This is a genomic window from Kushneria pakistanensis (genome assembly GCF_014652795.1).
Taxonomy (GTDB): Bacteria; Pseudomonadota; Gammaproteobacteria; order Pseudomonadales; family Halomonadaceae; genus Kushneria; species Kushneria pakistanensis.
Map to the genome: position 1 here is coordinate 423,900 of NZ_BMZM01000002.1, position 22,564 is coordinate 446,463.

Here is a 22,564-nt window from a genome sequence, read left to right on the forward strand (position 1 = left end):
GAAAACACAGGGTTGTCAGAAGCATCAGGATAGACGTTACTCATCTTCGACCGGGGCGACCAGATGATCGACCGCCGCCTTCACCTCGGCATCAGACAGCGCATCGTTGCCGCCGCGTGCCGGCATGCCACGAAAGCCTTCGATGGCGTGGGTGTACAGCAGGCTGGTCTCGCCATCCTCCAGGCGCTGCTCCCAGCGCTCGGAGCCGCGCTGCGGACCGCGCCCGCCGTCATGGCAGCGCGCACAGCTGTCGTCATAGATCTGGCGGCCATCAATGTCATCGGCCTGGGCGATAGTGGTCGTGCCCAAAAGGCCGGCCATCAAGGTGGTAGCGAGTGTCAGGGATGTGAAGCGAGCGCGCATGGTTTCTTCCTTGCAGGTCATCGGGTCAGGTCATTTTTTATGGTATGGGCATCAGTATAAAAGCCTTGTGGATGCTTGACTGCCCGACAAAAAGCGCGGCCCTGTGCGCCACTCGGGAGTGGACAGTGACAAGCACGGGCGTTAGGATAGCGCGCTGTCTTCCCCGCGAAGACACCTGCGCGCTTGTAGCTCAGCTGGATAGAGTACCGCCCTCCGAAGGCGGGGGTCTTGGGTTCGAATCCCAACAAGCGCGCCATAGCTTTATTAAAAAACGCCACTACGGTTCATGCCGAGTGGCGTTTTTTATGGTTGCCTGTTCTGACAGCAGGCCCTGGTTATTCGATATTCCACGCCTGCTTCAAGCGCGTCACCGTATGCTCCCACTTGTGCGCCGTGGGTTTGCAGACCGTGTTCTGATTGCCAAATAACCCGACCTCTCGAAAAGCCTGTTCGGCAGGAAAGCTCCTGAGCCATCGCACGGGAACAACGTATTCCAGCCTTTCCTCATCATCGGGATCGGACGGGCGATGAATATGGTCGTAGTCGGCGGGCGTGGTCATCGAGTGCAGGCTTTGCGCGCCATGTTCAGTCGGGATCATGAATTCATCGCCGCGGCGCCGCTCGCCGGTCACTTCTGCCACGCCGACATAGCCGGTTTTGGGGATGTTGACCCACACGCGATCGCCTTCGGAGAGCAGGTTGAGGGTCTTGGAGTACCATGCGGCACCGCCACCGGCGATAAAGCCGTATCGGCGCGCCAGCTCCCACGGCCGGTCATCGCCGAACGAGGCGTAGAACTCGCCGTTCCAGGGGGCTTTTTGTGACTTCCTTGTCGCGGGCTGGAGCGGCTCGTCGGGGTCGGTCATCCAGGCGCGGCTCAGATAGCGATTGCCGCCGTCTTCGAATGCCGAGAAGAACATGGCATTGATCGAGAGCTGGGCGTGCTCGTTGAGATAGTTGATGATCCGTTCGCTGCTGGCATCCAGTCGTGTCGCCACAACCACCATCTGATGACTGTCGTTGAGGGCCACGTCGGTGAGAGGCATGCCGAATTTGGCCTCGAAGGCCTCACCAAGTGACGCATGCGGGCGGGGGTAATGCTTGGCGAACGCCTCGTAAATATCGATCAGCTGATAATCGGCCAGCGTCACCACCCATGATGCGTAATCAATAGCCTGCGCCACGACCTCGCGGGGCGTCTTGTTGCGCTTGAGCTCGATGATAATGACGTTGCCGTTGGCATCCAGCGCTAGCAGGTCGATCAGCTTGTCAAAATCGGTACGCACCTGGCGGCCGATCAAGAGCCAGTCCCGGTTGAGGATTGAGACATCCTGCATGATCTGCTCTTCCAGCAGACGCTCGTCAGCCAGTCCCGTCGGGCGCAGCCGCTGTGGCCGCTCGTGGGTATCATTGGCCAGCTTCCAGATGCCCTGTTCGATCGCCATAAATCATCCCTGCATGATGTGTAAATATTGTATGCGGATATGTATTGCCCCTGCGTATGGGGATACCTATACTGATCGGTAACACGGCCCCTATCGGTGAGACTGCAATGCAGTCGAGCTGCTTAGGGGTTTTTTATTGCTGTTCTCTCCACTCCCAGTTTTCCCAGCCCTCAATGATTCCCATGCCATCCAGGTCGATGCCAACAGGTGTCAGATCGGGGAATTCGTTCAATAGCGCCGTTAAACGCTGCCACCAGGTCGAGGTCGGGTTAATGGTGGTCAGCAGGTGCTGCACGATACACAACAGCAGAAAAGGGCGCGCCTGGATGTGGGCATCTTTCCAGCCATACTCGAACAGAGGCGCTTCGCCTGCCGCAGGCCTCCGCGGTTGATCCGTGATATTGCGATTCCAGAGCCGGCTGTGATGCGCGCAGACGTTACGAAGGTGGTTAAGGCTTCTCAGCCATGAGGCGAACACCCGGCCGTTGCTGATGCCATACCGAGCGGCGATGGCGTCCTGCTCTTTCTCGCGCATACCGCCGAACAGGTGAGACAGAGTGCCGAAGTCCCAGACTTCGCTGGCAATCCAGATCGGAACGGGCAGGCCGTACTTCTTCTTGTGATGCTGGATGAACGTTTCTCGGGAGCGATTGATCAAGCGCGCGTGGCCTTCCTGCCATTTGTGCAGCGGTGTTAACCCGGTCTTCTGCTCGATCTTCTGCGCAAACTCTTCATGCAGCAGAGCCGGGTTCAGGTAAGCGTACGGGTCCAGACGGCCCAGCGTGTGCGCGATATCCACACGCAGCCCGACCTCGATACGCTCGAGTCCATCCAGTGCCAGCAGGCGCAGTCGCTTGTCGAAAACGTAGAGATCTACCGCCTGCTGAAAGGTTGCACCGGGTTTAAAGGCATCCAGCGCCAGATAATCGGTCTTGCCCTTTTTGAGGACTGGGCGGCCGCGTTTGTCCAGTGGGCAGCAGACGTTAGAGCGCTGCCGAAAAGCGTACCAGTAGCCACTCAGGCGGTAATAGCCGATGCGTTGGAGATGCGTTAGAGCGCGTGATTCGTCGGTGATCGTCAGGCCACGATCCTTGAGCTGTTGCAGCTGATCGCGGTAGCTCAGCCAGGGTTTGTCGTAATCGGCCATTAGTTGATGACCTGCTGCACTTTGGGCCTGTTCCATCTTGTGGAAATGTCGTATTTGTCTGGATTATTTTTTGTCATCCGCTTTCAGCCGCAAACTTGTTTAAATCAATTGATTCTAATTATGTATTGGTTCAAGTAACAGAACCGTTTGGGATTAATGTTTAAAAGCTAATGGTGTTATTGGAGATTTCATGGACATCGAGCGACTTGGCAACGGGCTGGCGTTTTTAAAAGAGGCCGAGCGGCTCAAGAGCGTGCTGCGCACGGCCTACACCACCACCGGGTGGCAGGAGGATACGGCGGCGCATACGTGGCGGCTGTGTCTGATGGCGATGACGTTGAGCGCGAGCTGGCGCCGCTGGACATGTCGCGCGTTCTAAAACTCTGCGTGCTGCATGATCTGGGCGAGGCGATCCACGGGAATCAGCCAGCCATTGCGCAGGATGCAGACAAGAACACCCAGGAACGACTGGATCTGCTGACCATGCTGCGCACCTTGGTTGATGGCGAAACCCGGCGGCGCATCGATCACGGTCAGTAACGCCCTTTCGTTATTGAGTGAGTCTCAAACGACAAAACCCCGATCAAGCCTCGCTGATCGGGGTTTCTTGTGTGCCGGCAGGGCAGGCTCTGGAACTCATGTTGCGCCACTATCAGGGGGCACTAGTGGTGGTCTCTCACGATGAGACTTTCCTCGAGAAGCTCAACCTGACGCACCGTCTGATGGTGAATGAGCAGGGCTGGCAACTCATTGCATGGCACAAGCGCCATCTTTCAACGTCCTGATCGGTATCGAGCCATAAGCAACGCGGGCACTTTCCGGACTCATTAATTATTGCTGCCAAAAGGACGTTGGTCATGTCCTTTCAGGCCGCTTGGGTATCGATATCGACCTTGATGTTGCGGTTAAAAAAAGCGCTGAGGCAGCATGTTATGGTGTGATGGGAAACAGGGATCCATTCATGAGAATGGAGCAAAATATTAATGTTTTGCCTTGAGATAATATTTCGGCAGGATAGTTAAAAACCAAAATAACGGGCATTCGTTGCTTTTATGGAGTTCGAGGGGTCATGAATACATTACGTGCTTTTTTCTTCGCTGGGGCGGCGCTTGTCGCGTGCAGCAGTGCCAGTGCTGCTGAGCTGTCCGTTGCTGCTGCGGGCCAGTATGCCCAGGATACTTATGCCGAGTATCTGGATCTCCTGTCGCTTCCCAATGATGCGATCGTTCCAGCCGATATACGCAAAAACGTCGAGTTTCTCGAGGCGGCTTTTCGCAAGCGCGGCTTTGTGACACGGCAACTGGAAAACGATGGCAAGCCCATGCTTTTTGCAGAGCAGCCGGATGCTGATCCAGAGCTCAGGACGGTTCTTTTTTACATGCATCTCGATGGTCAGCCGGTCGTTCCAGAGCAGTGGTCTCAGAAGGATCCATGGACGCCTGTACTCAAACGCCGTACCGACGCCGGTGAATGGGAAGAGATGGACTCCGCGAAGTTATTTAGTGGTTCGGTCGATCCGGAGTGGCGGGTTTTCGGGCGTTCATCTGCCGATGACAAGGCCCCCATCATGATGCTTCTTGCCACAATGGATGCCCTGAAGGCCAGCGGCGCCGCTCAGGGTGTGAACGTGAAGGTGATTCTTGATAGTGAAGAAGAAAAAGGCTCGCCTTCGATCAGAAAGGTGATGTCGGCCCATCGTGATTTACTGCGCTCGGATGCCATCGTGATCAACGATGGACCCATGCATGCCACCAACCAGCCGACATTGATTTTTGGCAATCGAGGGGCAGCGCAGGCGCGCATTACCGTCTATGGCGCCAGGGAAGCATTACATAGCGGTCACTATGGCAATTACTCGCCCAATCCTGCTCAGCGCCTGGCGACGCTGCTGGCTTCCATGAAGGGCGATGATGGGCGTGTCACCGTGCCGGGCTATTATGACCGTGTGCAGCTTGACGCCGATGATCGTCGGATCATGGCGGCCGTGCCGGATGATGAAGATGCCATGTTAAAGCGTCTTGGTATCGCAAAGCCCGACAGGGTAGGCGCCAATTATCAGGAGGCCATGCAGTATCCATCGCTCAATGTTCGTGGAATGGCATCGGCTGAAGTGGGCGACAAGGTCGCCACTGTTGTGCCTGAAAAGGCAGTCGCCGAGCTGGATCTACGTACGACGCCGGAATCCGATGCCAGATACCTTGCAAAGCTCGTTGAAGATCATATTCAACAACAGGGCTATCACCTGGTGACAGGTACACCGACCGACGAAGAAAGAGCACGCTTTGACAAGTTGGCAAGCTTCACTTATCAGACCGAGGGTGGAAACGCTGCGGCGACGCCAATTGATGCACCTGTAGGCCGGTGGGCGTTCCAGTCGATGGTGGAGGCGTTTGGTGAAAACCCCGCGCCAGTGCGTATCCGGATGATGGGCGGCACTGTACCCACGGCAGAAATTGTGGAAGCCCTGCAGGTACCCTTTGTCATTGTGCCTTTGGTCAACGCTGACAATAATCAGCACGCCAGCGATGAAAATATGCGGATGGGCAATTATGTTAACGGAGTACGCACTCTCTACAGTCTGATCACAAGGCCCCTGCAGGAAGGCGCACAGTGACAGGGTTTATGCTCCATCGATAATACCCACGCCACGATGAATGATCGTTAACGCGTTTTTTGAAAAGAGCCTCCCTTGATGGGGCGGCTCTTTTTTATGTCTGGCGTGGGTTATTTTTCTTTTTATGGTCAGATGGGCGAAAAAGAGATGAATGGTCTCTGCTGATCTCGCATCTCGTACACACTAAAACCGACGCAATATCGGAGCCCCCATGGACATCGAGCGACTCGGCAACGGGCTGGCGTTTTTAAAGGAGGCCGAGCGGCTCAAGAGCGTGCTGCGCACGGCCTACACCAGCACCGGGCGGCAGGAGGATACGGCAGCGCATACGTGGCGGCTGTGTCTGATGGCGATGACGTTCGAGCGTGAGCTGGCGCCGCTGGACATGACGCGCGTTCTGAAACTCTGCGTACTGCATGACCTGGGCGAGGCGATCCACGGGGATCAGCCGGCCATTGCGCAGGATGCAGACAAAAACACCCAGGAGCGACTGGATCTGCTGACCGTCATGGCACCGCTGGATGAGGCGTTGAAGATCGAGTTTCTGTCCCTGTGGGAGGACTACGAGCATGGCACCTCGCGGGAGGCGCGCCTGGTGAAAGGGCTCGACAAGCTCGAGACCATCCTGCAGCACAGTCAGGGCGATAATCCGGCGGACTTCGATTACGCGTTCAACCTGACCTACGGGCTCAAGCAGACCGATGCCGAGCCGGTGCTGACCATGCTGCGCACCCTGGTCGATGGCGAGACCCAGCGGCGGATCGATCACGGCCAGTAGCGTTTTTCTGCCATTGTCCGAGCTTCAAAATACAAAACCCCGATCAGCCAGGTGCTGTCGGGGTTTTTGTATGCCAGCAGGGCCGGCCGGTCACGGGCCGGGCTCAAGCAGGTTTGGCGGGCTTTACCGTGGTGTTGTCTTCGTACTCAAAAGCGTCATCCAGACTGTGCTCGGGATCATTGAGTTCACCACGCAGGAAGGCGAGCAGACGCTCGTCGGCTTCGCTGTCCTCGGCGGTGGCATCAAAGCGGTGGCGAATGACGATGTTGGCGCGCTGATGGTTGAAAAGGCCCCCGATCATGAAAAAGGCACTGCCGACCAGAAAGAGCGATGCCAGCAGGTTATGCAGCTGGTCATGGTCCGCCACGCTGTCAAAACCCCAGAGGTAGGGAATCGAGCCGACCACAAACAGCACCGAGCCCACCACGAAGGTGACGGCAGTGAGGTTCATCAGCTGCAGGGTGAGCAGGGCCGAGGCGCGAATCACCATCATGACGTTGAGACAGGCGCCGATAAGAAAGAGTACCGAGCCGATGATGAACAACCACGCCCCGGGCACGATCCAGTGCCACCATGACAGAAAGAACAGGCTGCCCACGGCATACAGCACGGTGCCGATGATATAGACCGCCAGCGAGATGGTCTCCAGCAGTTGCGAGGGCGAGACCTTGTTGCTGTTCTTCCAGAAGCGGCGCACTTCGATCACGTCATGGGCCTGAACGACCAGATAGACCAGCGAGCCCACAAAAAACAGCCAGGCGCCGATATCCCTGATGTGCTCAAGGCGCGGGTAGAACATGACGCTGCCGACGATGAACATGACGCCGCCCAGCTCGTAGAGCACCGCGTTGATGCCTTCCCAGCGGTAATCCTTTTGGAGATCACTCTTGCCCCGGCCCGGTCGGGCGCTTCGGGGGCGATCGGTAAACAGATGCGGCATGGAAATTAACCTGAGACAAAAAAGGAAAGTGTGGGTATTGGATAGGGCGTTGTATAGCGGCTGGAGTGACTATTACCCATAAAAGCGCCGGGCAGGCTTGCCCGGCGACTGTTGTTGGCCCCCTGGGTGCCTTTAGCGCTTCTTGCCGGGCCGGCCGCCCTGACCGCGCGGGGAGGGCTTGCCGGTACCGGTTTTGCCCTTGCCTGTGGGCTTGCCGCTCGGCTTGCACTGTGAGGGGGACTTGCCGCCTGGCTTGCATTGTGGCGCCGGCTTGTTGCCTCTGGCAGGCTTCTGGGCGCCGCTGCCCGCCTGTGTCTTGCCGGCCGCGGGTTTGGCTCGGCCCCTGGCCTTCATCTTATCCAGCGCGGGCTTGCCGATGCCCAGCGGGTCGGTCTTTTGGGAGGTCTCGGCCTTCGCAGGCTTCTGGCCGCCCTGTGTCGGTGTGCCTGATTTGGAACCGGACCCGGGTTTTGACGCTTTCGGTGCGGCGTCGGAGCCTTCCGTCAGCTCGATAATCGTGTCGATTTCCTTTGGCGTCAGGTCACGCCAGTCGCCTATCGCCAGCCCCTTGAGCGAGACGTTCATGATCCGGTTGCGGATCAGCTGGGTGACCTCATAGCCAAAGTATTCGCACATGCGGCGAATCTGGCGGTTAAGCCCCTGCACCAGCGTGATCGTGAACACGAACGTGGAGACCTTCTCGACCCTGCACCGACGCGTCACCTGACCCAGGATCGGCACGCCCTTTTGCATGGCTTCCACAAATTCCTCGGTGATCGGCTTGTCGACCGTCACCTGGTATTCCTTCTCGTGGTTGTTGTCGGCGCGCAGGATGCGGTTGACCAGATCACCGTTGTTGGTCAGAAAGATCAGCCCCTGGGAGTCCTTGTCGAGCCGGCCGATGGGGAAGATGCGCGCACCGTGTTTGACGAACTCGACGATGTTGTCCTTCTCGCTGGATTCGGTGGTGCTGACGATCCCCACGGGCTTGTTGAGCGCAATCAGGATCAGGTCTTCTTCTTCCTGCGGCTCGATCTCCTGACCGTTGACCTTTACCCGATCGCCGGCCACGACCTGATCGCCCGTGGTGGCGCGCCGGCCGTTGATCCAGACCTTGCCCTGTTCCACGAAGCGGTCCGCCTCGCGGCGCGAGCACAGGCCGCTTTCGCTGATGTATTTATTGATGCGGGTAGAGGTTCGTAGTGGCATGACGTTTCGCAGGGCTGAAGGTAATGGAAGCGGTCGCTGAAGCAGGTCGACGCTGCGGCCATGGTAGCGCCAATGGCGCCAATGTGCAGGCCGGTGATGCCTTCCGTGGGAATGATTCGGTCTATAGCGCCTTTTCCATCAGCACGCAGTCGCGATCCGGATATTGAACCATGCCCGTTTTATGCCAGCCGTGGCGTTCATAGAGCGTCTGACTGTGGGCGGTAATCAGGTGGAGCCTGTCTTCGCCCTGCGCCCGGGCGGCGTGCTCGACCGTCTCGATCAGCCGGGCCGCAATGCCTTGCCCGCGATAGTCCGGATGGACAAACACGGCGGCAAGCCAGGGGCGCAGGTCCGGGCGTCTTGAGCAGTCATTGTCGGCAAGGCTGGCCATGCCGACCGGCCAGTTGCCGTGATGGGCAACCCGGGTGAACGGCAGTCCACTGCCATGGGCGGCGCTGGCAAACAGCAGGCGGGTCTCTTCCAGCGTACGCACGGAGTGCACGCCCCACTGGCCGTAGGCCCAGGCGCTGCAGGCATCAATGAACTCGGGGCGTTCGTGCAGCGATGTGATCTCAATCGACATGATGGTCTGCCGGCAGTATCAGGAAGACTCGATATAAACCGATTCGGCGTGAGGTGTATACCCGCGCCTGCAGGTATGGGCTCCATGGACCCGGGACTCATGTGTCAGGCGTTTAATGCTTTCTTGTATAAGGCGCTATTGAAAAAGCATGCTGTAATAAATTTGAAACATTAATGGTTCGATCTTAATTCCTGGAAGCTATCATCAAGAAAGCCCCGGGCACGTCGATATAGCACGCTCATTGATTCACGAGAGACATGACCATGCTGACGCGCTTGAATATCGGCACCCGTCTGGGGATGGGCTTTGGTGTGCTGACACTGCTGTTGATCGCCAGCGCTCTGGTAGGGCTGATGGGGCTTGGCAGCATGAAGGATACCGCTGACAGGGCGATCAATACGGATGCCCTGCTGGCACAGAACGCGATGAGCGTACAGCGCCTGGCGCTGGAGGAGCGTCGGTTTGAAAAGGACAGCTTCATCAATATTGCCACGCCCGACAGGGTCGCCGGTTATTACGACAAATGGGATGCCTCTCGCCAGGCGCTGGCGCAGACACTGACGCAGGGCCAGCAGATTGCCCCGACCGATGCGCTGAAAAAGCTCTACGCGCAGGCCGGGACAGCGCTTGAGGCGTATGCCGCGGGGTTTCAGGCCATTCATCAGCGCATCATCAGCGGTGAGCTGACAGAGCCTGCTCAGGCCAACGCGGCCTTTGGTGCCTACAAGGAGCAGGTCTATCAGCTGGAATCACTGGCCGATCAGATCAACACGGTCGCCGCCGAGCGGATGGACCGTGCCGATGACACCATTACAACGGCGCATTCCCGGACCATGGTCAGCCTGCTGACATTTGCCGTGATCGCCCTGCTGGTAGCCATTGCGCTGGCGCTCGTCATTACCCGCAGCATCACACGCCCGCTCAAGCAGGCGCTGTATGTGGCCGAGCAGGTTGCTCAGGGTGATCTGACCCAGAACATTATCGTCACCGGGCGCGATGAAACCGCGCAGTTGCTGGCATCCATGAAGAAGATGAACGGATCGCTTCTGACGCTGGTGAGTTCGATTCGCGATACCTGTCAGAGCGTGCATGCCGGTGCCAGCGAGCTGTCTCATGCCAGCCACGATCTTGCCTCCCGTACCGAGCAGCAGGCGGCCTCTCTGGAGGAAACCGCGGCCAGCATGGAGGAGATCTCTTCCACGGTGAAAAACAACACCGAAGCGACCCAGCGGATCAATGCGCTGACCATTGATGCCACCGGCAGCGCACGCAGCAGCAGTAGTGATGTGGTGCAGAGCCTGTCGCTGATGAAGGAGATTGCCGTGCAGTCGCAGCGCGTCAACGAGATTCTGGCTACCATCGATTCGATCTCGTTTCAGACCAATATCCTGGCCCTTAACGCGTCGGTGGAAGCGGCTCGCGCCGGGGAGCAGGGGCGTGGCTTTGCGGTGGTGGCCTCGGAAGTGCGGGCACTGGCCAATCGCAGCGCGACCTCGGCCGGCGAGATTCGCCAGCTGCTGGAAACCATGGGCCAGCGCATTACTTCCGGCGTGTCCCAGGCAGAGCGCAGCGGCACCAGTATCGAGCAGACGCGAGGCGCCATCGAAGAGCTTGCCACGCTGATCAATGAGATCGCCACGGCCTCGCGTGAGCAGGATGGCGGCGTGGATCAGGTCAATACCGCCATCGCCCAGATGGATCTGGTCACCCAGCAAAATGCCGCCATGGTCGAGCAGTCCACGGCCGCGGCCAGCATGCTGGAAGAACAGGCCGGCCAGCTGCAGCAACTTGTGGCCACCTTCCGGATTCGGGACACGGCGCACGCCTGATACAGCAGCAATGCCCGGTCACTGGAATGTCAGATAGCCAAAGGCCCCGCCAGGTGCGGGGCCTTTTGGGATCTCGGCATCACTATCACGTATGACGCGGCAATTGAATCGATGGGTCGGTACCAGACACACGGAAACGACAAGGCCCGCCGAAGCGGGCCTTGTCGTTCAGGATCTTGCGATCCCGACCAGAAGATAACCCGAAGGTTAGTCTGCCTGGATGTTTGCAGCCTGAAGGCCTTTCTTGCCCTGAGTCACTTCAAAGGAGACCTGCTGGCCTTCCTGCAGTGACTTGAAGCCTTCAGCCTTGATTTCGGAGAAGTGGGCGAACAGGTCATCACCGCCGTCGGAGGGAGAGATGAAACCGAAGCCTTTAGCGTCGTTGAACCACTTGACTGTGCCAGTTGCCATTTTCGAATTTCCTTGCGCGAAACGCGCTATAAAAAGTTACCGGGTGTTGCCCCAGATGAAGCAGGTAAAACAAGGGGGATAAAACCAGGCTACCGAAGGACTCGAGTGCAACTGACTATATTCGACTTGCTAACCAACTGACGTCATGGTGGCACGTTCATGCGGGCAGGGTCAATCAAACGTTCGAAAAGAGTTTTGCCCCGGCAAGCATGGCAGGCCACGCCGTCAGGTAATGGCGTAGCCTCAAGCGCCTGACCCTCAGCCCGGCCGCGGCGCCATGTGACCGGGCGGGAAGGCCTCGGCGTCCATGGCGGCGGCCGTGTGCGCGTCTCGACGCGTCTCCAGGTCCCGGCGGATGGCGTCCATGCGGGTGTCGTCCAGGCGAAAGCGCCAGATGGCACCGGCCAGCAGCAGGGTAATCAGCGCCGGAATCAGCGTCATCATCAGCGTGATGGCCAGCACCGCACTGGCACTCTGGGTCTCAACGCCGGCCTCATAGCCGCCGATGGCGAGCATCATCCCGATCAGCCCGCCGGCGACCGCCAGCCCCACCTTCAAAAAGAACAGGTTGCCCGAAAACGCCAGTCCCGTATTGCGCTCACCGGTCTTCCACTCCCCGTAGTCCTCGGCATCCGCCATCATCGACCAGGAGATGGGCGTGCCGATGCCGTTGATGAGATTCAAAAGTGCAAAGGCGAAGGTGGTCAGCATCATCTGATCGAACGGCATGAAGAAAAGTCCGATCGAGCCTGCCGTAATGATCAGCGAGGTGCTCATGTAGACGTGGGTCTTGCTGAAGCGGCTGGTGAACCAGGGCGAAATCAGCGCGCCGATCATCTTGCCGACAATGGCGGCGGTGATGAAAAACGAGATGCCGCCGGCGCTGAGCATCATCACGTAGGTGGCAAAGTAGATCGCCGCCCCCTGGCGCAGAAAGAACTGCATCGCCTGCAAAAAGGTGATGCCGAGAATGATCAGCCAGCGCTCGTTTTTGACCAGCGATTTGAGCGACTGCTTCAGTGGTTTTCTTTCCTCACTGATCGGCTCGACCCGTTCGCGGGTGGTGGCAAAACAAAAGCCGAACATGAACAGGGCAATGATGCCCATCAGTCCCATGGTGAGCTGAAACCCGCGCGCCTCGTCACCGCCGCCCAGCAGTTCCACCAGCGGCAACAGCGAGCCGGTCAGGATCAGATAGGCGACGCCTGCAAAGAAGAACCGCCAGGACTGAAACGACACGCGTGCCTTGTGATCATCGGTGACCACGCCGCCCAGCGAACAGTAGGGAATGCTCACCGCGGTATAAAGTACTGACATCAGAAAATAGGTGGCAAAGGCATACACCACCTTCGCGCCATCGCTCCAGTCCGGCGTGGTGAACAATAAAAAAATCGAGATCGCCAGCGGGATCGGCACCCACAGCAAATACGGGCGGTACTTGCCCCAACGGGTATGGGTGCGATCGGCCACAAATCCCATGATCGGGTCGGTGACGGCATCAATCACGCGCATGGTGATAAAGATCACCCCGACCAGCGCCGGCGAGAGCCCGTAGATGTCGGTATAGAAATAGGACAGATACATCACGACGGCGGCAAAGCTCATGTTGCAGCCGGCGTCACCCATGCCAAATCCGATCTTCTCCAACAGCGTCACTTTCTTCTGGCGCATGCCCGACCTCCGGTAACCTTCGCCTGCGGCGTTGCGTGTGAGGCCTGGGCAAGCAGTGCCGGAAGGCCTGTGCGTCATGCCAGGCTATAGGCGCGGGTGGCCATGTGGCTAATATGAGTTTTGCCTGATGGGAATATCGAAGTGGGTATGCCGGCAGTTAACTGTCTGATGTTGCTGGCGGCTACGACCATGGATGTAGAGACCAGGGTCGGGTCAGCCGGTGTCATGACAGGGGCGATGCGTCTGCATCGGCTGCAGAACGGGAGATGAACCGTACGGGGATACCACGGGCTGTTCAGAATGGGCTCAGAACTGTGCCGGGATGCGCGGAAAGCCGGTGATGAAGTGTTTTTTATTGCATGGAAAAACAGTGCATTACCGGATTGCCATATGACAGATCAAGATTCCGGGTATTTGGCTTCGGTGACGCTCATACATGACGCGTGTTAGTTCTATCGCCTACAGCAACACTACAAAAACGGACGATGGAACGCTATGGCACATTACTGGCAGGCGCTGGAGACTGCTCAAGAGAGTTTCATGGAACGCGGTACCATGATGTTTCCGGCGTTATCGGAAAGCGTCGATATTGATGCCTATGCCCGGGAGATCATGCAGGAGGTGGGCGATCGTACCTTTTGTGCTTCCTCCCCGGCGCATGCCCGACTGCTGGATGCCCTCGACGTGCGCGATGGCCTGGCCCCCGTGCTGCATCAAATGGCCCGAAAACACCTTGGCTACCAGGGCAGTCTGGAGGATCAGTACCACATTGCGCGTCTGGTGACGCCCGGCAACAGCACCGAGCAGTATCGTGCCCATTTCGATTCGCACCTGTTCACACTGGTCATCCCTCTTGTCATTCCCACGGCGGCCGATGGCAACGAGGCGGGCGAGCTGCTCTATCGTCCCAATGCCCGGCGCCAGCCGCGCAGCGAGCTTGAAAACATTGCCGGCAAGGCCTGGTTCAAGCGCTATGCCAACCGCAGGCGCGCCACGCAGCTGCTGGCGCAGGACCAGTTCACGCTTGAAAGCTTTGCCGAGCGCCGCCCGCTGCTGTTTGCCGGTCGCACCACACTGCACACCAATCGCGCCGTAAGCCCTGCGGCCTCGGGGCCACGGCTCACCCTGCTGGCCCACTTTTTCGATCCCAGTCCGCGTTATGGGGTCGGCAATATGCTCAGAACCCTGCGCCGGCGCTGATTCATTGAATCCCTCTGCCGCCACCGGTAGCACCATGTGAAAACGTCCCGCAGTGCGGGGCGTTTTCATGCCGGTATGCTCCATCACTCGATGGTGTAGACGAAGTCGTCCCGGTCGCGACGCACCTTCGCGCGTCCGGCGCCCTGATCGCGTTCGGTATCGCGATAGCCCAGCGCCATGATGACCACGCTTTTAAGCCCCTTTTCCTGCAGGCCGAGCGCCTCATCCAGCTTTGCCGGGTAAAAGCCCTCCATCGGTGAGGCATCGACCTCTTCCAGTGCTGCAGCGCTCAGCGCCACGCCCATGCCGATATAGGCCTGCCGCGCGGCCCATTCAAGGCATGCCTCGTGGCTGCCCTTTTGATCCATCACGCCCTTGATCATGTTGCGAAAGCCGTCCAGCGAGCTTTCATCGACCTCCCGGGTGTGGGCCATGTGGGTGATGTAGTCATCGACCTGGGCCTTGAAGTCGCGATCATGCACGGCAAACACCAGAAGATCGGAGCCCTCGATGACCTGCGGCTGCGGTGCGGCGTCGTCATGCAGGCGCGCGCGCAGATCCTGGCTTCTCACATGCACCAGCGACCAGGGGTGCAGCCCGAAGGAGGAGGGCGCCAGCCGGGCGGCGTCCATGATCCGCTCAAGCGTTTCCTGTGGTACCTGCTCGCCGTTCATGCGCTTGGCAGCGTAGCGCCAGTGGAGGGCATCGGTCAGTGTCATGTCGGGACGTCTCCTTGCAGTGATCAAAGGGGCCCTGATCGAGTGCGCGCAGCAACAGTGTCTCTGCCATGCAACAAGGCCCCGCCGGCACACTGCGCGGGCGGGGCCTTCGGCACAAGGGGCGAGGCTCAGTGTAGCTGGCCGAACCTTTCGATACGATCACGCAGCGCCTGCTCGGGGCCGATCAGCATGACCAGATCGTCCTCGGTCAGATGGATGCTCTGATGCTCGCGAACGATGGCGGCATAGTCCTGGCCGTTGGCCAGCGCCTGCTCGACCAGCAGGGAGAGTTCCTTGCGATCGTTGATGGCCGCCGGATCAAAGCTCTGGCGGTTACGCTCGTGCTGGACGCGCTGCTCCCGACGGCAACGCAGCAGCAGACTGTCGGTAATAAAGGGGGCGCTCATGGGCTTGTCCTTTGAAAGACGTACCCCGCCATGCTGTTGTGAAGCCCGCGTGCTGTCCATCCTGCCTTTGATGCATAGCATAAAGTCTCGGGTGATGATGCCAGGCCTTGTCGGGCTACTGGGTCAGCGCGCTGCCGGGCTGGGCCGGATCGAAATGATGGGCATGACAGGCGTAGGCGCGTTCGCTGGGGCGCATGTCCCGGGTGATCACCGACCAGGGGTGAATGCGTACGTCGTCACCGATGACAATATTGCCCAGCAGCTGGCTGTAGGCGCCGATGCTGACGCGATCGCCGATGGTCGGGTGGCGCTTGCCGCTCACGTTGGCGTTCATGCGCCTTGAGCCGATGATTACACCATTGAGCACCGTGCAGTCATCGCCGATCACGGTGGTTTCACCGATGACCGTGCCGGTGCCGTGATCGACGATAAAGCGCTGGCCGATGACCGCCCCCGGATGGATCTCGACGCCGGTGGCCACACGTGCGGCGTGGCAGAGTTTCATCGCCATCAGGGGCGCACGTGCCCAGCAGGCGTGCGCCAGCCGATAGGTGGATACCGCAATGAACGGTGAGCAGCTCTCCAGATAACACTGCTCAAGGCCCCGATGCGACGGGTCGCTGGCAATCAGGGCCCTGAGATCCTCACCCGCCAGCGCCATGGCCTGCGTGTCATGACGCTCGCCGAGCAGCTCAAGCGTGGCACGCTCCAGAAAGGGCGCCAGCCGCGCCAGGGTGTAGTAGTAGATATTGTGTTCCCGCATCCAGATGACCCCGAATCAAGGCGTATCAGGCCTGCCGGAGGACGGCAGGGCATGTGTGGTGCACATCAAGGTGTGTGATCATGCTTTTTTATAAGCGCCGGCAGCGCATCAGGCCGCGTCGCGTGTACCTGACAGGGCTTCCTGCGTCAGGTCGGGATACCAGTGGCCGCCGTCATAGCCCAGCATGACGATATGGCGCCCTTCGAAGGCGGCCTGCTCGCGCAGCCGTTGCGCCACGGCCAGACACGCGCCGGTGGTATTGCCGACGTGAAAGCCCTGATCACGATAGAAGTGGCGCTGGGCGCTGAGGGTCTCGGCAAGATTCACGCGGTAGACATCACTGACCAGCGTCCAGTCCAGAAAGGGCGGAGTGACGCCCACGCACATCCCCTCCAGACGGTGATCCACAAAGTGGCCGGTGCGCGTATCGCAGCCATCGGGCTCGACCAGCACGGCACGCACATCAAAGCCCATGTCACGCAGCGCCTGTACCACGCCGGTAAAGCTGGCGCCGGTGCCGGCGCAGCCCACAAACAGCAGCCGCTGCGGCGTTTCGGCCGCCAGCAGCTGCTGGCCCAGTTCGACGCCGGTACCGCATCGGTGCGCCTGGACGTTATCGACGTTGTTGAACTGATCGGTGTAGTAATAATGGCGCCCCAGCGTGTGCTGGTGGGCCAGATGATGTTCGATCACCTCGCGCGGGGTGGCACCCTCCAGTAGCTGCATCTTGCCGATCAGTTCGGCACCCAGCCCCTCGAGCAGGTCGCGCTTGAACTGGCTAAAGCCCAGGCCGATGGCCAGCGCGACATCAACATTTCTTTTCTGACAGGCAGCCAGCAGGCCAAACCCGAAGTTGCCGCCGGTCTTTTCGATCACCGTGGTATGACCGGGAACGATCTCGCCGGCCTCAATGGCGCGCGCCACGATATGGCTGGCGGCGCGGTACTTGTGGCTGCCGCCGGGGTTATCAAGCTCCAGCTTGATGGAAAGCTGCGGATCACAGGCGATCAGGCGACTCATGCTCAGGCCGCTCCCGAGACAAAGGCACCGTGGCGGCGCCTGGACAGTGTCAGCATGACGCTCACCAGCGTGATGGCGCATACCCCGGCAACGATCAGATTGGTGGTCTGCCAGCCAATGGCCGCCTGCAGTACGGCCGGCAGGAAGGCGCCCAGGGTGGCCATCACGGCGATGGCCATGTCGTTGACGCCCTGAAGCCGCACGGCCTGTGGACTATCACCGATGGTGTGGGCCAGCAGCGCACCGCCGCCGATATAGGTGAAGTTCCACCCCAGCCCCAGCACGATCAGGGTCAGTGCCATGCTCAGCCAGCCCTCGGTGGCCACATTGAGCAGCGCCGTGGTAATCAAAAGACCCAGCCCCAGGGTGATCATGAACGGATGGCCCAGGCGATTGATCAGACGCCCGGTAAAAAACGAGGGTATGAACATCGCCAGCACATGCCATTGGATGGCAGTGTTGACGTCGTGAAAGGGCGTGTCCTGAGCATGCATGTGGAGTGAGGCCTGAATCATCAAAAGATTCATCACCCCATAGCCGAGCGCCGAGACCGCGATGGCCAGCAGCACCCGACGCTGTTTCAGCTGTCGGTGAGGCAGGGCGATATCATCCTTGTCGGCCGTCTCGCGCGGCGGGCGCGAGGTGCTCTGGGGCAGCAGCATGGTAATGCAGGTGGACAGTATCGCCAGCGGAATGAACAGGCTGTAGCTCAGGGCGAAGTGGCCATAGCCCGGGATGTTCCAAAGTACTGACGAGGCCAGCGGCCCGATGATGGCGGCCAGCACACCGCCGGCCACTACCAGCGACATGGCCCGCGACTTGAGCCCTTCGCGCAGCCCGTCGGTGGCGGCAAAGCGGTTGAAGTTGGCAAAGGCGATATAGATGCCCAGCGCGCCGTGGGCGAGGGCCAGCAGCACGAAGCTTTCGGCCTGTACGGCCAGATACCCCAGTCCGCCGGCCAGGGCCAGAAATGCATTGCCAATCAGAAATCCCGGGCGCCGACCCAGATGACTCATGAGCCTGGATGCCGGGTAGGTGGCCAGCATCAATGTCAGAAACTGAAAGCCGTAGGGCAGTGTGGCCAGGGTGTCGTTGCCGGCAATTTCGGCGCCCACGATGGCCGCCATCGCCACCGACATGACGGCGGTGGTCAGATTGATGGACTGGGCGCCAAAATAAAGCCAGGTGCGAAAGGGCAAGGGCGTGTTCATGAGGCAGTCTCTGCAAGGCGTTCGGCATCGACGTGATAGCAGCTCGTGTCGATGTGGGCATCTTCAAAGGTGCAGATCAGCCGCTCCTTGCTTTTGCCGGTGTTCTTGCGGCGCACCTGCAGCGCACCGATCGCCTTTGGTGTTTCCAGATGGGTGCCACCGCAGGGAATGTAGATGTCGCCGTACTGCCAGAAACGCGCGTCGTAGTGCTCAGGAAGATGATCGTTAATGATGGGCAGGTTGTCGGCCATCAGCCGATTGGCCTCGGTCTGGATGGCGCTGACGTCCTCGGCGTTGAAGGACGTTTCGACAAGAAAGTCAAAGCGTGCGGCGTCTTCCTTGATATGACAGCCAATGGTCAGCTGCTTGAGTTCGCGTTCATGCGCCAGCGCTGCAGCGTAGAGAAAATGGCTGGCGGTGTGGGACAGCGTCAGCCGGGCCCGGCGTTCGACATCAATGGTGATCGTGACCGGCATGCCGACCTCCAGCGCGCCCAGCCGGTCAATGTCATCCGGGTGTACCAGGTGCAGTACCACGCCACCGGCCTTGACGCCGGTAAACCCCTCAACGCTCAGCGGCGTGCCGTAGAGTTTTTTGGTCCACACGAACCGAAAGATACCCACCGGGGTCTCGATGGTGCCGATATCGGCCTCCTGACCGCCGCCCTCGGGGAAGGCCACGGTACGGTCAAGTTCGATGGCCTCGGCATGCAGCGTCGCGATGTGGGCCTGGGTCTGGTACAGGTACTGATCAAGGTAATAGAGCTTGTCGGTGGTACGCATCTGACGTTTCTTCCTGTCGATAAATGCCTGATACAAGGACATGAACAAGGCCGGTGGTCGGATCGTTACCTTCGATGCTCACACGTTTTGACGCCGCCTGCGCAAACAGTCAAAACGATTTCCAGCGAACTGTTAGAGCGTTTTAACAAACAGTGATAAATTGCTGAAAAGTCGGTAAAAGCGGGCAACGGGCGCGCCGGGCTCCGGTACGGGACAGGGAAATATCCGGACAGCCAGGGCTACGCCAGGGGAGGCCAGGTGAATGAACAGCGACACGTTTTATCAGCATCTGCGCGAGCGGCTGCTGGCCGGCGAGTGGGCCGCCGGCCAGCGTCTGCCCTCCATACGCCATCAGATCGCTGACAGCGGTGCCAGCCACCATGCCATTGTCAGTGCCTATGATCGCCTCGCCGCTGAAGGGCTGATCGAGGCGCAGCAGGGGCGGGGGTATTTCGTGACCGGCCATTCGTCTGCCGGACGCCGGGCCGATACGCTGGCCGATCTGGCCGCCCGGGAGGCCAGCACCCCGCCCCTGCCCATGCACCCTTCAGACCCCCTGTTTGCGCTGCTGCAAAGCGGACCCGAGGCGATCAAGCTCAGTGGCGGCTGGCTGCCGACCGAGTGGCGCAACACCGAAATGCTGGCCCGCGCGATTCGCCGTACCGCGCGCCTGGAGCAGCGCGCGCTGGTCGAGTACGGTGATATCCAGGGCTACCGGCCACTGCGCCAGCAGCTGGCCCGCCATCTGCAGAGCAAGACCCGCGCCAGTATTCCGCCGACCCAGATCATCACCACGCTGGGCGCCACCCAGGCGCTGGATCTGGTCATTCGCCTGCTGGTGCGCCCGGGTGATGTGGTGCTGGTCGATGAGCCCGGCAATGGCAATCTCAACAAGCTGATTGCGCTGGGCGGCGGTGAGGTCATCGGCGTGCCGCGCACCCCGACCGGGCCGGACACGGCCTTTATTACCGAACTGTTGAGCCGGCGTCGGGTGCGGGCGCTGGTCTGCAACAGCACCTTTCACAACCCGACCGGAGGAAGCCTGTCGGCGCGCAACGCCTTTGATATTCTGCGCCTGGCGATCGCGCACGATTTTCTGATCATCGAGGATGACGTCTACGGCGACTTCTCCAGCGGCAATCATCAGACCTTTGCCGATCTCGATGATCTGGATCATGTCATCTACATCGGCAGCTTCTCGAAGTCGCTCTCCTCATCGCTGCGTATCGGTTATATCGCCTGCTGCGCCGAGATGATCGAGCCGCTGCTGCAGTTAAAGCTTTTGACCTCGGTATCGGTGCCCGGCTTTTGCGAGCGCTTCGTCAACACGATCCTCTCCGATGGCTCCTATCTGCGCCACATGCACCGGGTACAGCGCGATCTGATGGCGCAGCAGGCGCTGACGCGACAGCTGCTGGAGGCACGCGGCTGGACATTTGATATCGTCCCCGACGGCGGCATGTTCCTGTGGGCGCGCCACCCGGCCATTGCCGACATGGACGCCTTCATTCATCGTCTGGCCGCCCACAATGTGCTGCTGCTGCCGGGGTCGGTGTTTACCGTGGGCAATCGCCGTGAGGATGCCCTGCGCATCAACGTGGCGCACTTCACGCCCGAACTGGCGACGCTGTTTGAGCCAGACGCCGGGCCCTAAACCTCGCCGATCTCGTCGAGCAGGGCATCGCGAAACGCGACCAGGCGCGCATGGCGCTCCGCGGCCAGCTGCCGACCGGTGGCGGTCTGAAAGCCCGCTTTGAGCGTCAGAAGCTTGGTGGCGAAGTGATCCAGCGTGAAGCGTTGATCGTCCAGTGCTCGAGTGATGGCCTGCGGATCGAACGGGTCATACAGCGCGCTGCCCATGAGTCCTGCCGTGTAGAAACAGCGCGCGATGCCCATGGCGCCCAGCGCGTCGAGCCTGTCGGCGTCCTGCAGGATCCTTGCTTCCAGCGTTTGCGGCGCCATGCCTGCCGAGAAGCTGTGCGCCTCAATGGCATGGGCTACCGCCTCGATACGTGAGGCCTCCCAGTCAAGCGAGACGAGAATCCCACGAGCCTGTCTGGCGGCAAGTGTTGATGCCTGCGCGCGGCGCGGGTCGTTTTTGGGCACATGGACACCGTCGTGCAAAAGGGTGGCGGCCAGCAGCAGTTCGCTGTCACCGCCCTCGGCAGCCATGAGGCGCTGCACGTTGCGCCACACGCGCGTCAGATGGGCGAGATCGTGGGCACCATCAAATGCGTCAGGCAGACGGGCCAGCAGGGTGTCGGCCAGCGACTGATGGGGAGAGAAAAGGGCAGGGGACATGGCAGAAGCATGATGTTCGGCAGGGCCCCGGTCAACGAGGCCCTGTCGGGAAGGCCGGTTTACAGCGGCGTCTGGCCGCCAGTGGCAGCGTAGATTTCACCGGTGATGTAGGTGGCACTGCTTTCGGCAAGCTGCACATAGACGCCGGCCAGCTCCGCGGGCTGTCCGGGGCGCTTCATGGGCGTGTCGCCGCCAAAGCCGGTGAGCTTTTCTTCTGAAGCATTCGAGCAGACCTGCAGCGGGGTCCAGAACGGACCCGGCGCCACGGCGTTGACGCGAATGCCGCGGCTGGCCATCTGCTTGGCCAAACCCTTGGTGAAGTTGGAGATCGCCGCCTTGGTCATGGCGTAATCGAGCAGATCCTCGGGCGGCGTCCAGCCGGTGGTGGAGGTGGTATTGATGATCGCGCCGCCTTCGGGCAGATGCGGAATGGCCGCCTTGCTGAGCCAGAACATGGCGTAGAGGTTGGTCTTCACCGTCCAGTCAAACTGCTCGGTGGTGATGTCCATGATCGAGTCATGACTCTGCTGGCGGGCGGCATTGAGCACCAGGATATCCAGCCCGCCGAGCTGATTGGCCGCCTGATTGATCAACTGCTGGCAGAAGTTCTCGTCACGGATATCGCCCGGAATGGCGACAGCCCGGCGACCGGCCGCCTCGATCAGCTCGACCACTTCACGGGCATCCGGCTCTTCGTCGGGCAGATAGTTGATCGCCACGTCGGCCCCTTCACGGGCATAGGCGATCGCTGCGGCGCGGCCAATGCCGGAGTCCCCGCCGGTGATCAGTGCGCGGCGTCCGGCCAGACGGTTACTGCCGCGATAGCTCTGCTCACCGTGGTCCGGGCGCGGATGCATCCTGCCGGCCAGCGCCGGCCAGGGCTGGGTCTGGTAATCAAACGGCGGTCTGGGGTAGGCGCTCTGCGGGTTTTCAAGACTGCGCGGCGTGTTCTGCGCCGCATTGTTCTGACCGGTCTGACTGCCGGCAAGGGCCGGGGCGGCTGCGGCTGCGGCCATGGTCAGGCCGGCGCCCTTGATGATGCGTCGTCGTGAGGCGTCGTGGTCGTTCGTTGCCATGTCCTGCTCCCTCTGGTTGGCAGACGATGAAGGGGCAGACGATGCTCTCCCGGCATCGCCCTGTATGACCCATGAAGCATAGACAATCAGATGAG

At 60.1% G+C, this 22,564-nt stretch carries 22 protein-coding genes, 1 tRNA gene and 1 pseudogene; 8 read left to right on the plus strand and 16 right to left on the minus strand.

Going from position 1 to position 22,564, the window contains the following annotated elements:
• Positions 1 to 36: 36 nt before the first annotated feature.
• Positions 37 to 363: a c-type cytochrome gene (locus IE123_RS07355; protein ID WP_189516666.1), complete on the minus strand. Its 327-nt coding sequence runs from the start codon at positions 361 to 363 to the stop codon at positions 37 to 39.
• A gap of 179 nt (positions 364 to 542) precedes the next feature.
• Between IE123_RS07355 and IE123_RS07360 the strand changes: the two genes are divergently transcribed.
• Positions 543 to 619: transfer RNA gene (locus tag IE123_RS07360), tRNA-Arg, on the plus strand.
• A 79-nt stretch (positions 620 to 698) separates the two neighbouring features.
• Here the strand turns inward: IE123_RS07360 and IE123_RS07365 are convergent.
• Together IE123_RS07365 and IE123_RS07370 are read right to left on the minus strand one after the other, a co-directional pair.
• The gene (locus IE123_RS07365; RefSeq protein WP_189516668.1) at positions 699 to 1,808 is read right to left on the minus strand and encodes a DUF8606 domain-containing protein; all 1,110 of its coding nucleotides are present in this window, start codon (positions 1,806 to 1,808) and stop codon (positions 699 to 701) included.
• 133 nt (positions 1,809 to 1,941) lie between these two features.
• Positions 1,942 to 2,955: an Abi family protein gene (locus IE123_RS07370; protein ID WP_189516670.1), complete on the minus strand. Its 1,014-nt coding sequence runs from the start codon at positions 2,953 to 2,955 to the stop codon at positions 1,942 to 1,944.
• Positions 2,956 to 3,145: 190 nt separating this feature from the next.
• Here IE123_RS07370 and IE123_RS16325 point away from each other — a divergent pair.
• From IE123_RS16325 to IE123_RS07390, 4 genes and pseudogenes are all read left to right on the plus strand, one after another.
• Positions 3,146 to 3,495, plus strand: a pseudogene (locus tag IE123_RS16325) (HD domain-containing protein).
• Positions 3,496 to 3,593: 98 nt separating this feature from the next.
• Positions 3,594 to 3,740 (plus strand): hypothetical protein, encoded by a 147-nt coding sequence (locus IE123_RS07380; RefSeq protein ID WP_189516672.1) that lies wholly within the window; start codon positions 3,594 to 3,596, stop codon positions 3,738 to 3,740.
• A gap of 284 nt (positions 3,741 to 4,024) precedes the next feature.
• Complete coding sequence (locus IE123_RS07385; RefSeq protein WP_189516674.1) at positions 4,025 to 5,569, plus strand: M20/M25/M40 family metallo-hydrolase; 1,545 nt, start codon at positions 4,025 to 4,027, stop codon at positions 5,567 to 5,569.
• Between the two features lie 211 nt (positions 5,570 to 5,780).
• Positions 5,781 to 6,347 (plus strand): HD domain-containing protein, encoded by a 567-nt coding sequence (locus tag IE123_RS07390; protein ID WP_189516676.1) that lies wholly within the window; start codon positions 5,781 to 5,783, stop codon positions 6,345 to 6,347.
• Positions 6,348 to 6,450: 103 nt separating this feature from the next.
• On the opposite strand, the gene IE123_RS07395 is transcribed toward IE123_RS07390, so the two are convergent.
• The 3 genes from IE123_RS07395 to IE123_RS07405 form a co-directional block, all read right to left on the minus strand.
• On the minus strand, positions 6,451 to 7,287 hold the full coding sequence (locus IE123_RS07395) for a YrhK family protein (protein ID WP_189516678.1): 837 nt from the start codon (positions 7,285 to 7,287) through the stop codon (positions 6,451 to 6,453).
• Positions 7,288 to 7,419: 132 nt separating this feature from the next.
• Complete coding sequence (rluF, locus tag IE123_RS07400; RefSeq protein WP_189516680.1) at positions 7,420 to 8,496, minus strand: 23S rRNA pseudouridine(2604) synthase RluF; 1,077 nt, start codon at positions 8,494 to 8,496, stop codon at positions 7,420 to 7,422.
• A gap of 121 nt (positions 8,497 to 8,617) precedes the next feature.
• The gene (locus tag IE123_RS07405) at positions 8,618 to 9,079 is read right to left on the minus strand and encodes a GNAT family N-acetyltransferase (RefSeq protein ID WP_189516682.1); all 462 of its coding nucleotides are present in this window, start codon (positions 9,077 to 9,079) and stop codon (positions 8,618 to 8,620) included.
• 263 nt (positions 9,080 to 9,342) lie between these two features.
• Between IE123_RS07405 and IE123_RS07410 the strand changes: the two genes are divergently transcribed.
• Positions 9,343 to 10,908 (plus strand): methyl-accepting chemotaxis protein, encoded by a 1,566-nt coding sequence (locus IE123_RS07410; RefSeq protein WP_189516684.1) that lies wholly within the window; start codon positions 9,343 to 9,345, stop codon positions 10,906 to 10,908.
• A 207-nt stretch (positions 10,909 to 11,115) separates the two neighbouring features.
• Here the strand turns inward: IE123_RS07410 and IE123_RS07415 are convergent, their stop codons facing one another.
• Both IE123_RS07415 and IE123_RS07420 read right to left on the minus strand, forming a co-directional pair.
• Positions 11,116 to 11,319, minus strand: a complete 204-nt coding sequence (locus tag IE123_RS07415; protein WP_189516686.1) for a cold-shock protein — start codon at positions 11,317 to 11,319, stop codon at positions 11,116 to 11,118.
• A gap of 258 nt (positions 11,320 to 11,577) precedes the next feature.
• Positions 11,578 to 12,990 carry an MFS transporter gene (locus IE123_RS07420; RefSeq protein ID WP_189516688.1) on the minus strand — a complete coding sequence of 471 codons (1,413 nt, stop codon included), beginning with the start codon at positions 12,988 to 12,990 and terminating at the stop codon, positions 11,578 to 11,580.
• A gap of 495 nt (positions 12,991 to 13,485) precedes the next feature.
• Here IE123_RS07420 and IE123_RS07425 point away from each other — a divergent pair, with 495 nt between their 5' ends.
• Entirely contained in the window at positions 13,486 to 14,190 is a 705-nt protein-coding gene (locus IE123_RS07425) for a hypothetical protein (RefSeq protein ID WP_189516690.1), read from the plus strand.
• Positions 14,191 to 14,273: 83 nt separating this feature from the next.
• Here the strand turns inward: IE123_RS07425 and IE123_RS07430 are convergent, their stop codons facing one another.
• The 6 genes from IE123_RS07430 to IE123_RS07455 form a co-directional block, all read right to left on the minus strand.
• Positions 14,274 to 14,909 (minus strand): NAD(P)H-dependent oxidoreductase, encoded by a 636-nt coding sequence (locus IE123_RS07430; RefSeq protein ID WP_189516692.1) that lies wholly within the window; start codon positions 14,907 to 14,909, stop codon positions 14,274 to 14,276.
• Between the two features lie 128 nt (positions 14,910 to 15,037).
• On the minus strand, positions 15,038 to 15,316 hold the full coding sequence (locus IE123_RS07435) for a hypothetical protein (RefSeq protein ID WP_189516695.1): 279 nt from the start codon (positions 15,314 to 15,316) through the stop codon (positions 15,038 to 15,040).
• A gap of 115 nt (positions 15,317 to 15,431) precedes the next feature.
• Positions 15,432 to 16,079: a serine O-acetyltransferase gene (locus IE123_RS07440; RefSeq protein ID WP_229819655.1), complete on the minus strand. Its 648-nt coding sequence runs from the start codon at positions 16,077 to 16,079 to the stop codon at positions 15,432 to 15,434.
• Positions 16,080 to 16,187: 108 nt separating this feature from the next.
• Positions 16,188 to 17,099: a pyridoxal-phosphate dependent enzyme gene (locus IE123_RS07445; protein WP_189516697.1), complete on the minus strand. Its 912-nt coding sequence runs from the start codon at positions 17,097 to 17,099 to the stop codon at positions 16,188 to 16,190.
• Positions 17,100 to 17,101: 2 nt separating this feature from the next.
• Positions 17,102 to 18,310, minus strand: a complete 1,209-nt coding sequence (locus tag IE123_RS07450) for an MFS transporter (protein ID WP_189516699.1) — start codon at positions 18,308 to 18,310, stop codon at positions 17,102 to 17,104.
• A complete protein-coding gene (locus IE123_RS07455; protein WP_189516701.1) occupies positions 18,307 to 19,092 on the minus strand; it encodes an alanyl-tRNA editing protein in 786 nt (261 codons plus the stop codon). The genes IE123_RS07450 and IE123_RS07455 overlap by 4 nt, the downstream gene beginning before the upstream one ends.
• Before the next feature lie 262 nt (positions 19,093 to 19,354).
• On the opposite strand from IE123_RS07455, the gene IE123_RS07460 reads away from it, so the two are divergent.
• Complete coding sequence (locus tag IE123_RS07460; RefSeq protein ID WP_189516703.1) at positions 19,355 to 20,746, plus strand: aminotransferase-like domain-containing protein; 1,392 nt, start codon at positions 19,355 to 19,357, stop codon at positions 20,744 to 20,746.
• Here IE123_RS07460 and IE123_RS07465 read toward each other — a convergent pair.
• Together IE123_RS07465 and IE123_RS07470 are read right to left on the minus strand one after the other, a co-directional pair.
• Positions 20,743 to 21,393, minus strand: a complete 651-nt coding sequence (locus tag IE123_RS07465; RefSeq protein WP_189516705.1) for an HD domain-containing protein — start codon at positions 21,391 to 21,393, stop codon at positions 20,743 to 20,745. The two genes, IE123_RS07460 and IE123_RS07465, sit on opposite strands and share 4 nt — an antisense overlap.
• Before the next feature lie 59 nt (positions 21,394 to 21,452).
• Positions 21,453 to 22,469: an SDR family oxidoreductase gene (locus IE123_RS07470; RefSeq protein ID WP_189516707.1), complete on the minus strand. Its 1,017-nt coding sequence runs from the start codon at positions 22,467 to 22,469 to the stop codon at positions 21,453 to 21,455.
• Between the last annotated feature and the right edge of the window lie 95 nt (positions 22,470 to 22,564).

Bases quoted from the DNA above. Each gene is read 5' to 3' on its own strand.
- IE123_RS07355 (WP_189516666.1), bottom strand. From the start codon at position 363: ATGCGCGCTCGCTTCACATCCCTGACACTCGCTACCACCTTGATGGCC.
- IE123_RS07365 (WP_189516668.1), bottom strand. From the start codon at position 1,808: ATGGCGATCGAACAGGGCATCTGGAAGCTGGCCAATGATACCCACGAG.
- IE123_RS07370 (WP_189516670.1), bottom strand. From the start codon at position 2,955: ATGGCCGATTACGACAAACCCTGGCTGAGCTACCGCGATCAGCTGCAA.
- IE123_RS07380 (WP_189516672.1), top strand. From the start codon at position 3,594: ATGTTGCGCCACTATCAGGGGGCACTAGTGGTGGTCTCTCACGATGAG.
- IE123_RS07385 (WP_189516674.1), top strand. From the start codon at position 4,025: ATGAATACATTACGTGCTTTTTTCTTCGCTGGGGCGGCGCTTGTCGCG.
- IE123_RS07390 (WP_189516676.1), top strand. From the start codon at position 5,781: ATGGACATCGAGCGACTCGGCAACGGGCTGGCGTTTTTAAAGGAGGCC.
- IE123_RS07395 (WP_189516678.1), bottom strand. From the start codon at position 7,287: ATGCCGCATCTGTTTACCGATCGCCCCCGAAGCGCCCGACCGGGCCGG.
- rluF (WP_189516680.1), bottom strand. From the start codon at position 8,496: ATGCCACTACGAACCTCTACCCGCATCAATAAATACATCAGCGAAAGC.
- IE123_RS07405 (WP_189516682.1), bottom strand. From the start codon at position 9,079: ATGTCGATTGAGATCACATCGCTGCACGAACGCCCCGAGTTCATTGAT.
- IE123_RS07410 (WP_189516684.1), top strand. From the start codon at position 9,343: ATGCTGACGCGCTTGAATATCGGCACCCGTCTGGGGATGGGCTTTGGT.
- IE123_RS07415 (WP_189516686.1), bottom strand. From the start codon at position 11,319: ATGGCAACTGGCACAGTCAAGTGGTTCAACGACGCTAAAGGCTTCGGT.
- IE123_RS07420 (WP_189516688.1), bottom strand. From the start codon at position 12,990: ATGCGCCAGAAGAAAGTGACGCTGTTGGAGAAGATCGGATTTGGCATG.
- IE123_RS07425 (WP_189516690.1), top strand. From the start codon at position 13,486: ATGGCACATTACTGGCAGGCGCTGGAGACTGCTCAAGAGAGTTTCATG.
- IE123_RS07430 (WP_189516692.1), bottom strand. From the start codon at position 14,909: ATGACACTGACCGATGCCCTCCACTGGCGCTACGCTGCCAAGCGCATG.
- IE123_RS07435 (WP_189516695.1), bottom strand. From the start codon at position 15,316: ATGAGCGCCCCCTTTATTACCGACAGTCTGCTGCTGCGTTGCCGTCGG.
- IE123_RS07440 (WP_229819655.1), bottom strand. From the start codon at position 16,079: ATGCGGGAACACAATATCTACTACTACACCCTGGCGCGGCTGGCGCCC.
- IE123_RS07445 (WP_189516697.1), bottom strand. From the start codon at position 17,099: ATGAGTCGCCTGATCGCCTGTGATCCGCAGCTTTCCATCAAGCTGGAG.
- IE123_RS07450 (WP_189516699.1), bottom strand. From the start codon at position 18,310: ATGAACACGCCCTTGCCCTTTCGCACCTGGCTTTATTTTGGCGCCCAG.
- IE123_RS07455 (WP_189516701.1), bottom strand. From the start codon at position 19,092: ATGCGTACCACCGACAAGCTCTATTACCTTGATCAGTACCTGTACCAG.
- IE123_RS07460 (WP_189516703.1), top strand. From the start codon at position 19,355: ATGAACAGCGACACGTTTTATCAGCATCTGCGCGAGCGGCTGCTGGCC.
- IE123_RS07465 (WP_189516705.1), bottom strand. From the start codon at position 21,393: ATGTCCCCTGCCCTTTTCTCTCCCCATCAGTCGCTGGCCGACACCCTG.
- IE123_RS07470 (WP_189516707.1), bottom strand. From the start codon at position 22,469: ATGGCAACGAACGACCACGACGCCTCACGACGACGCATCATCAAGGGC.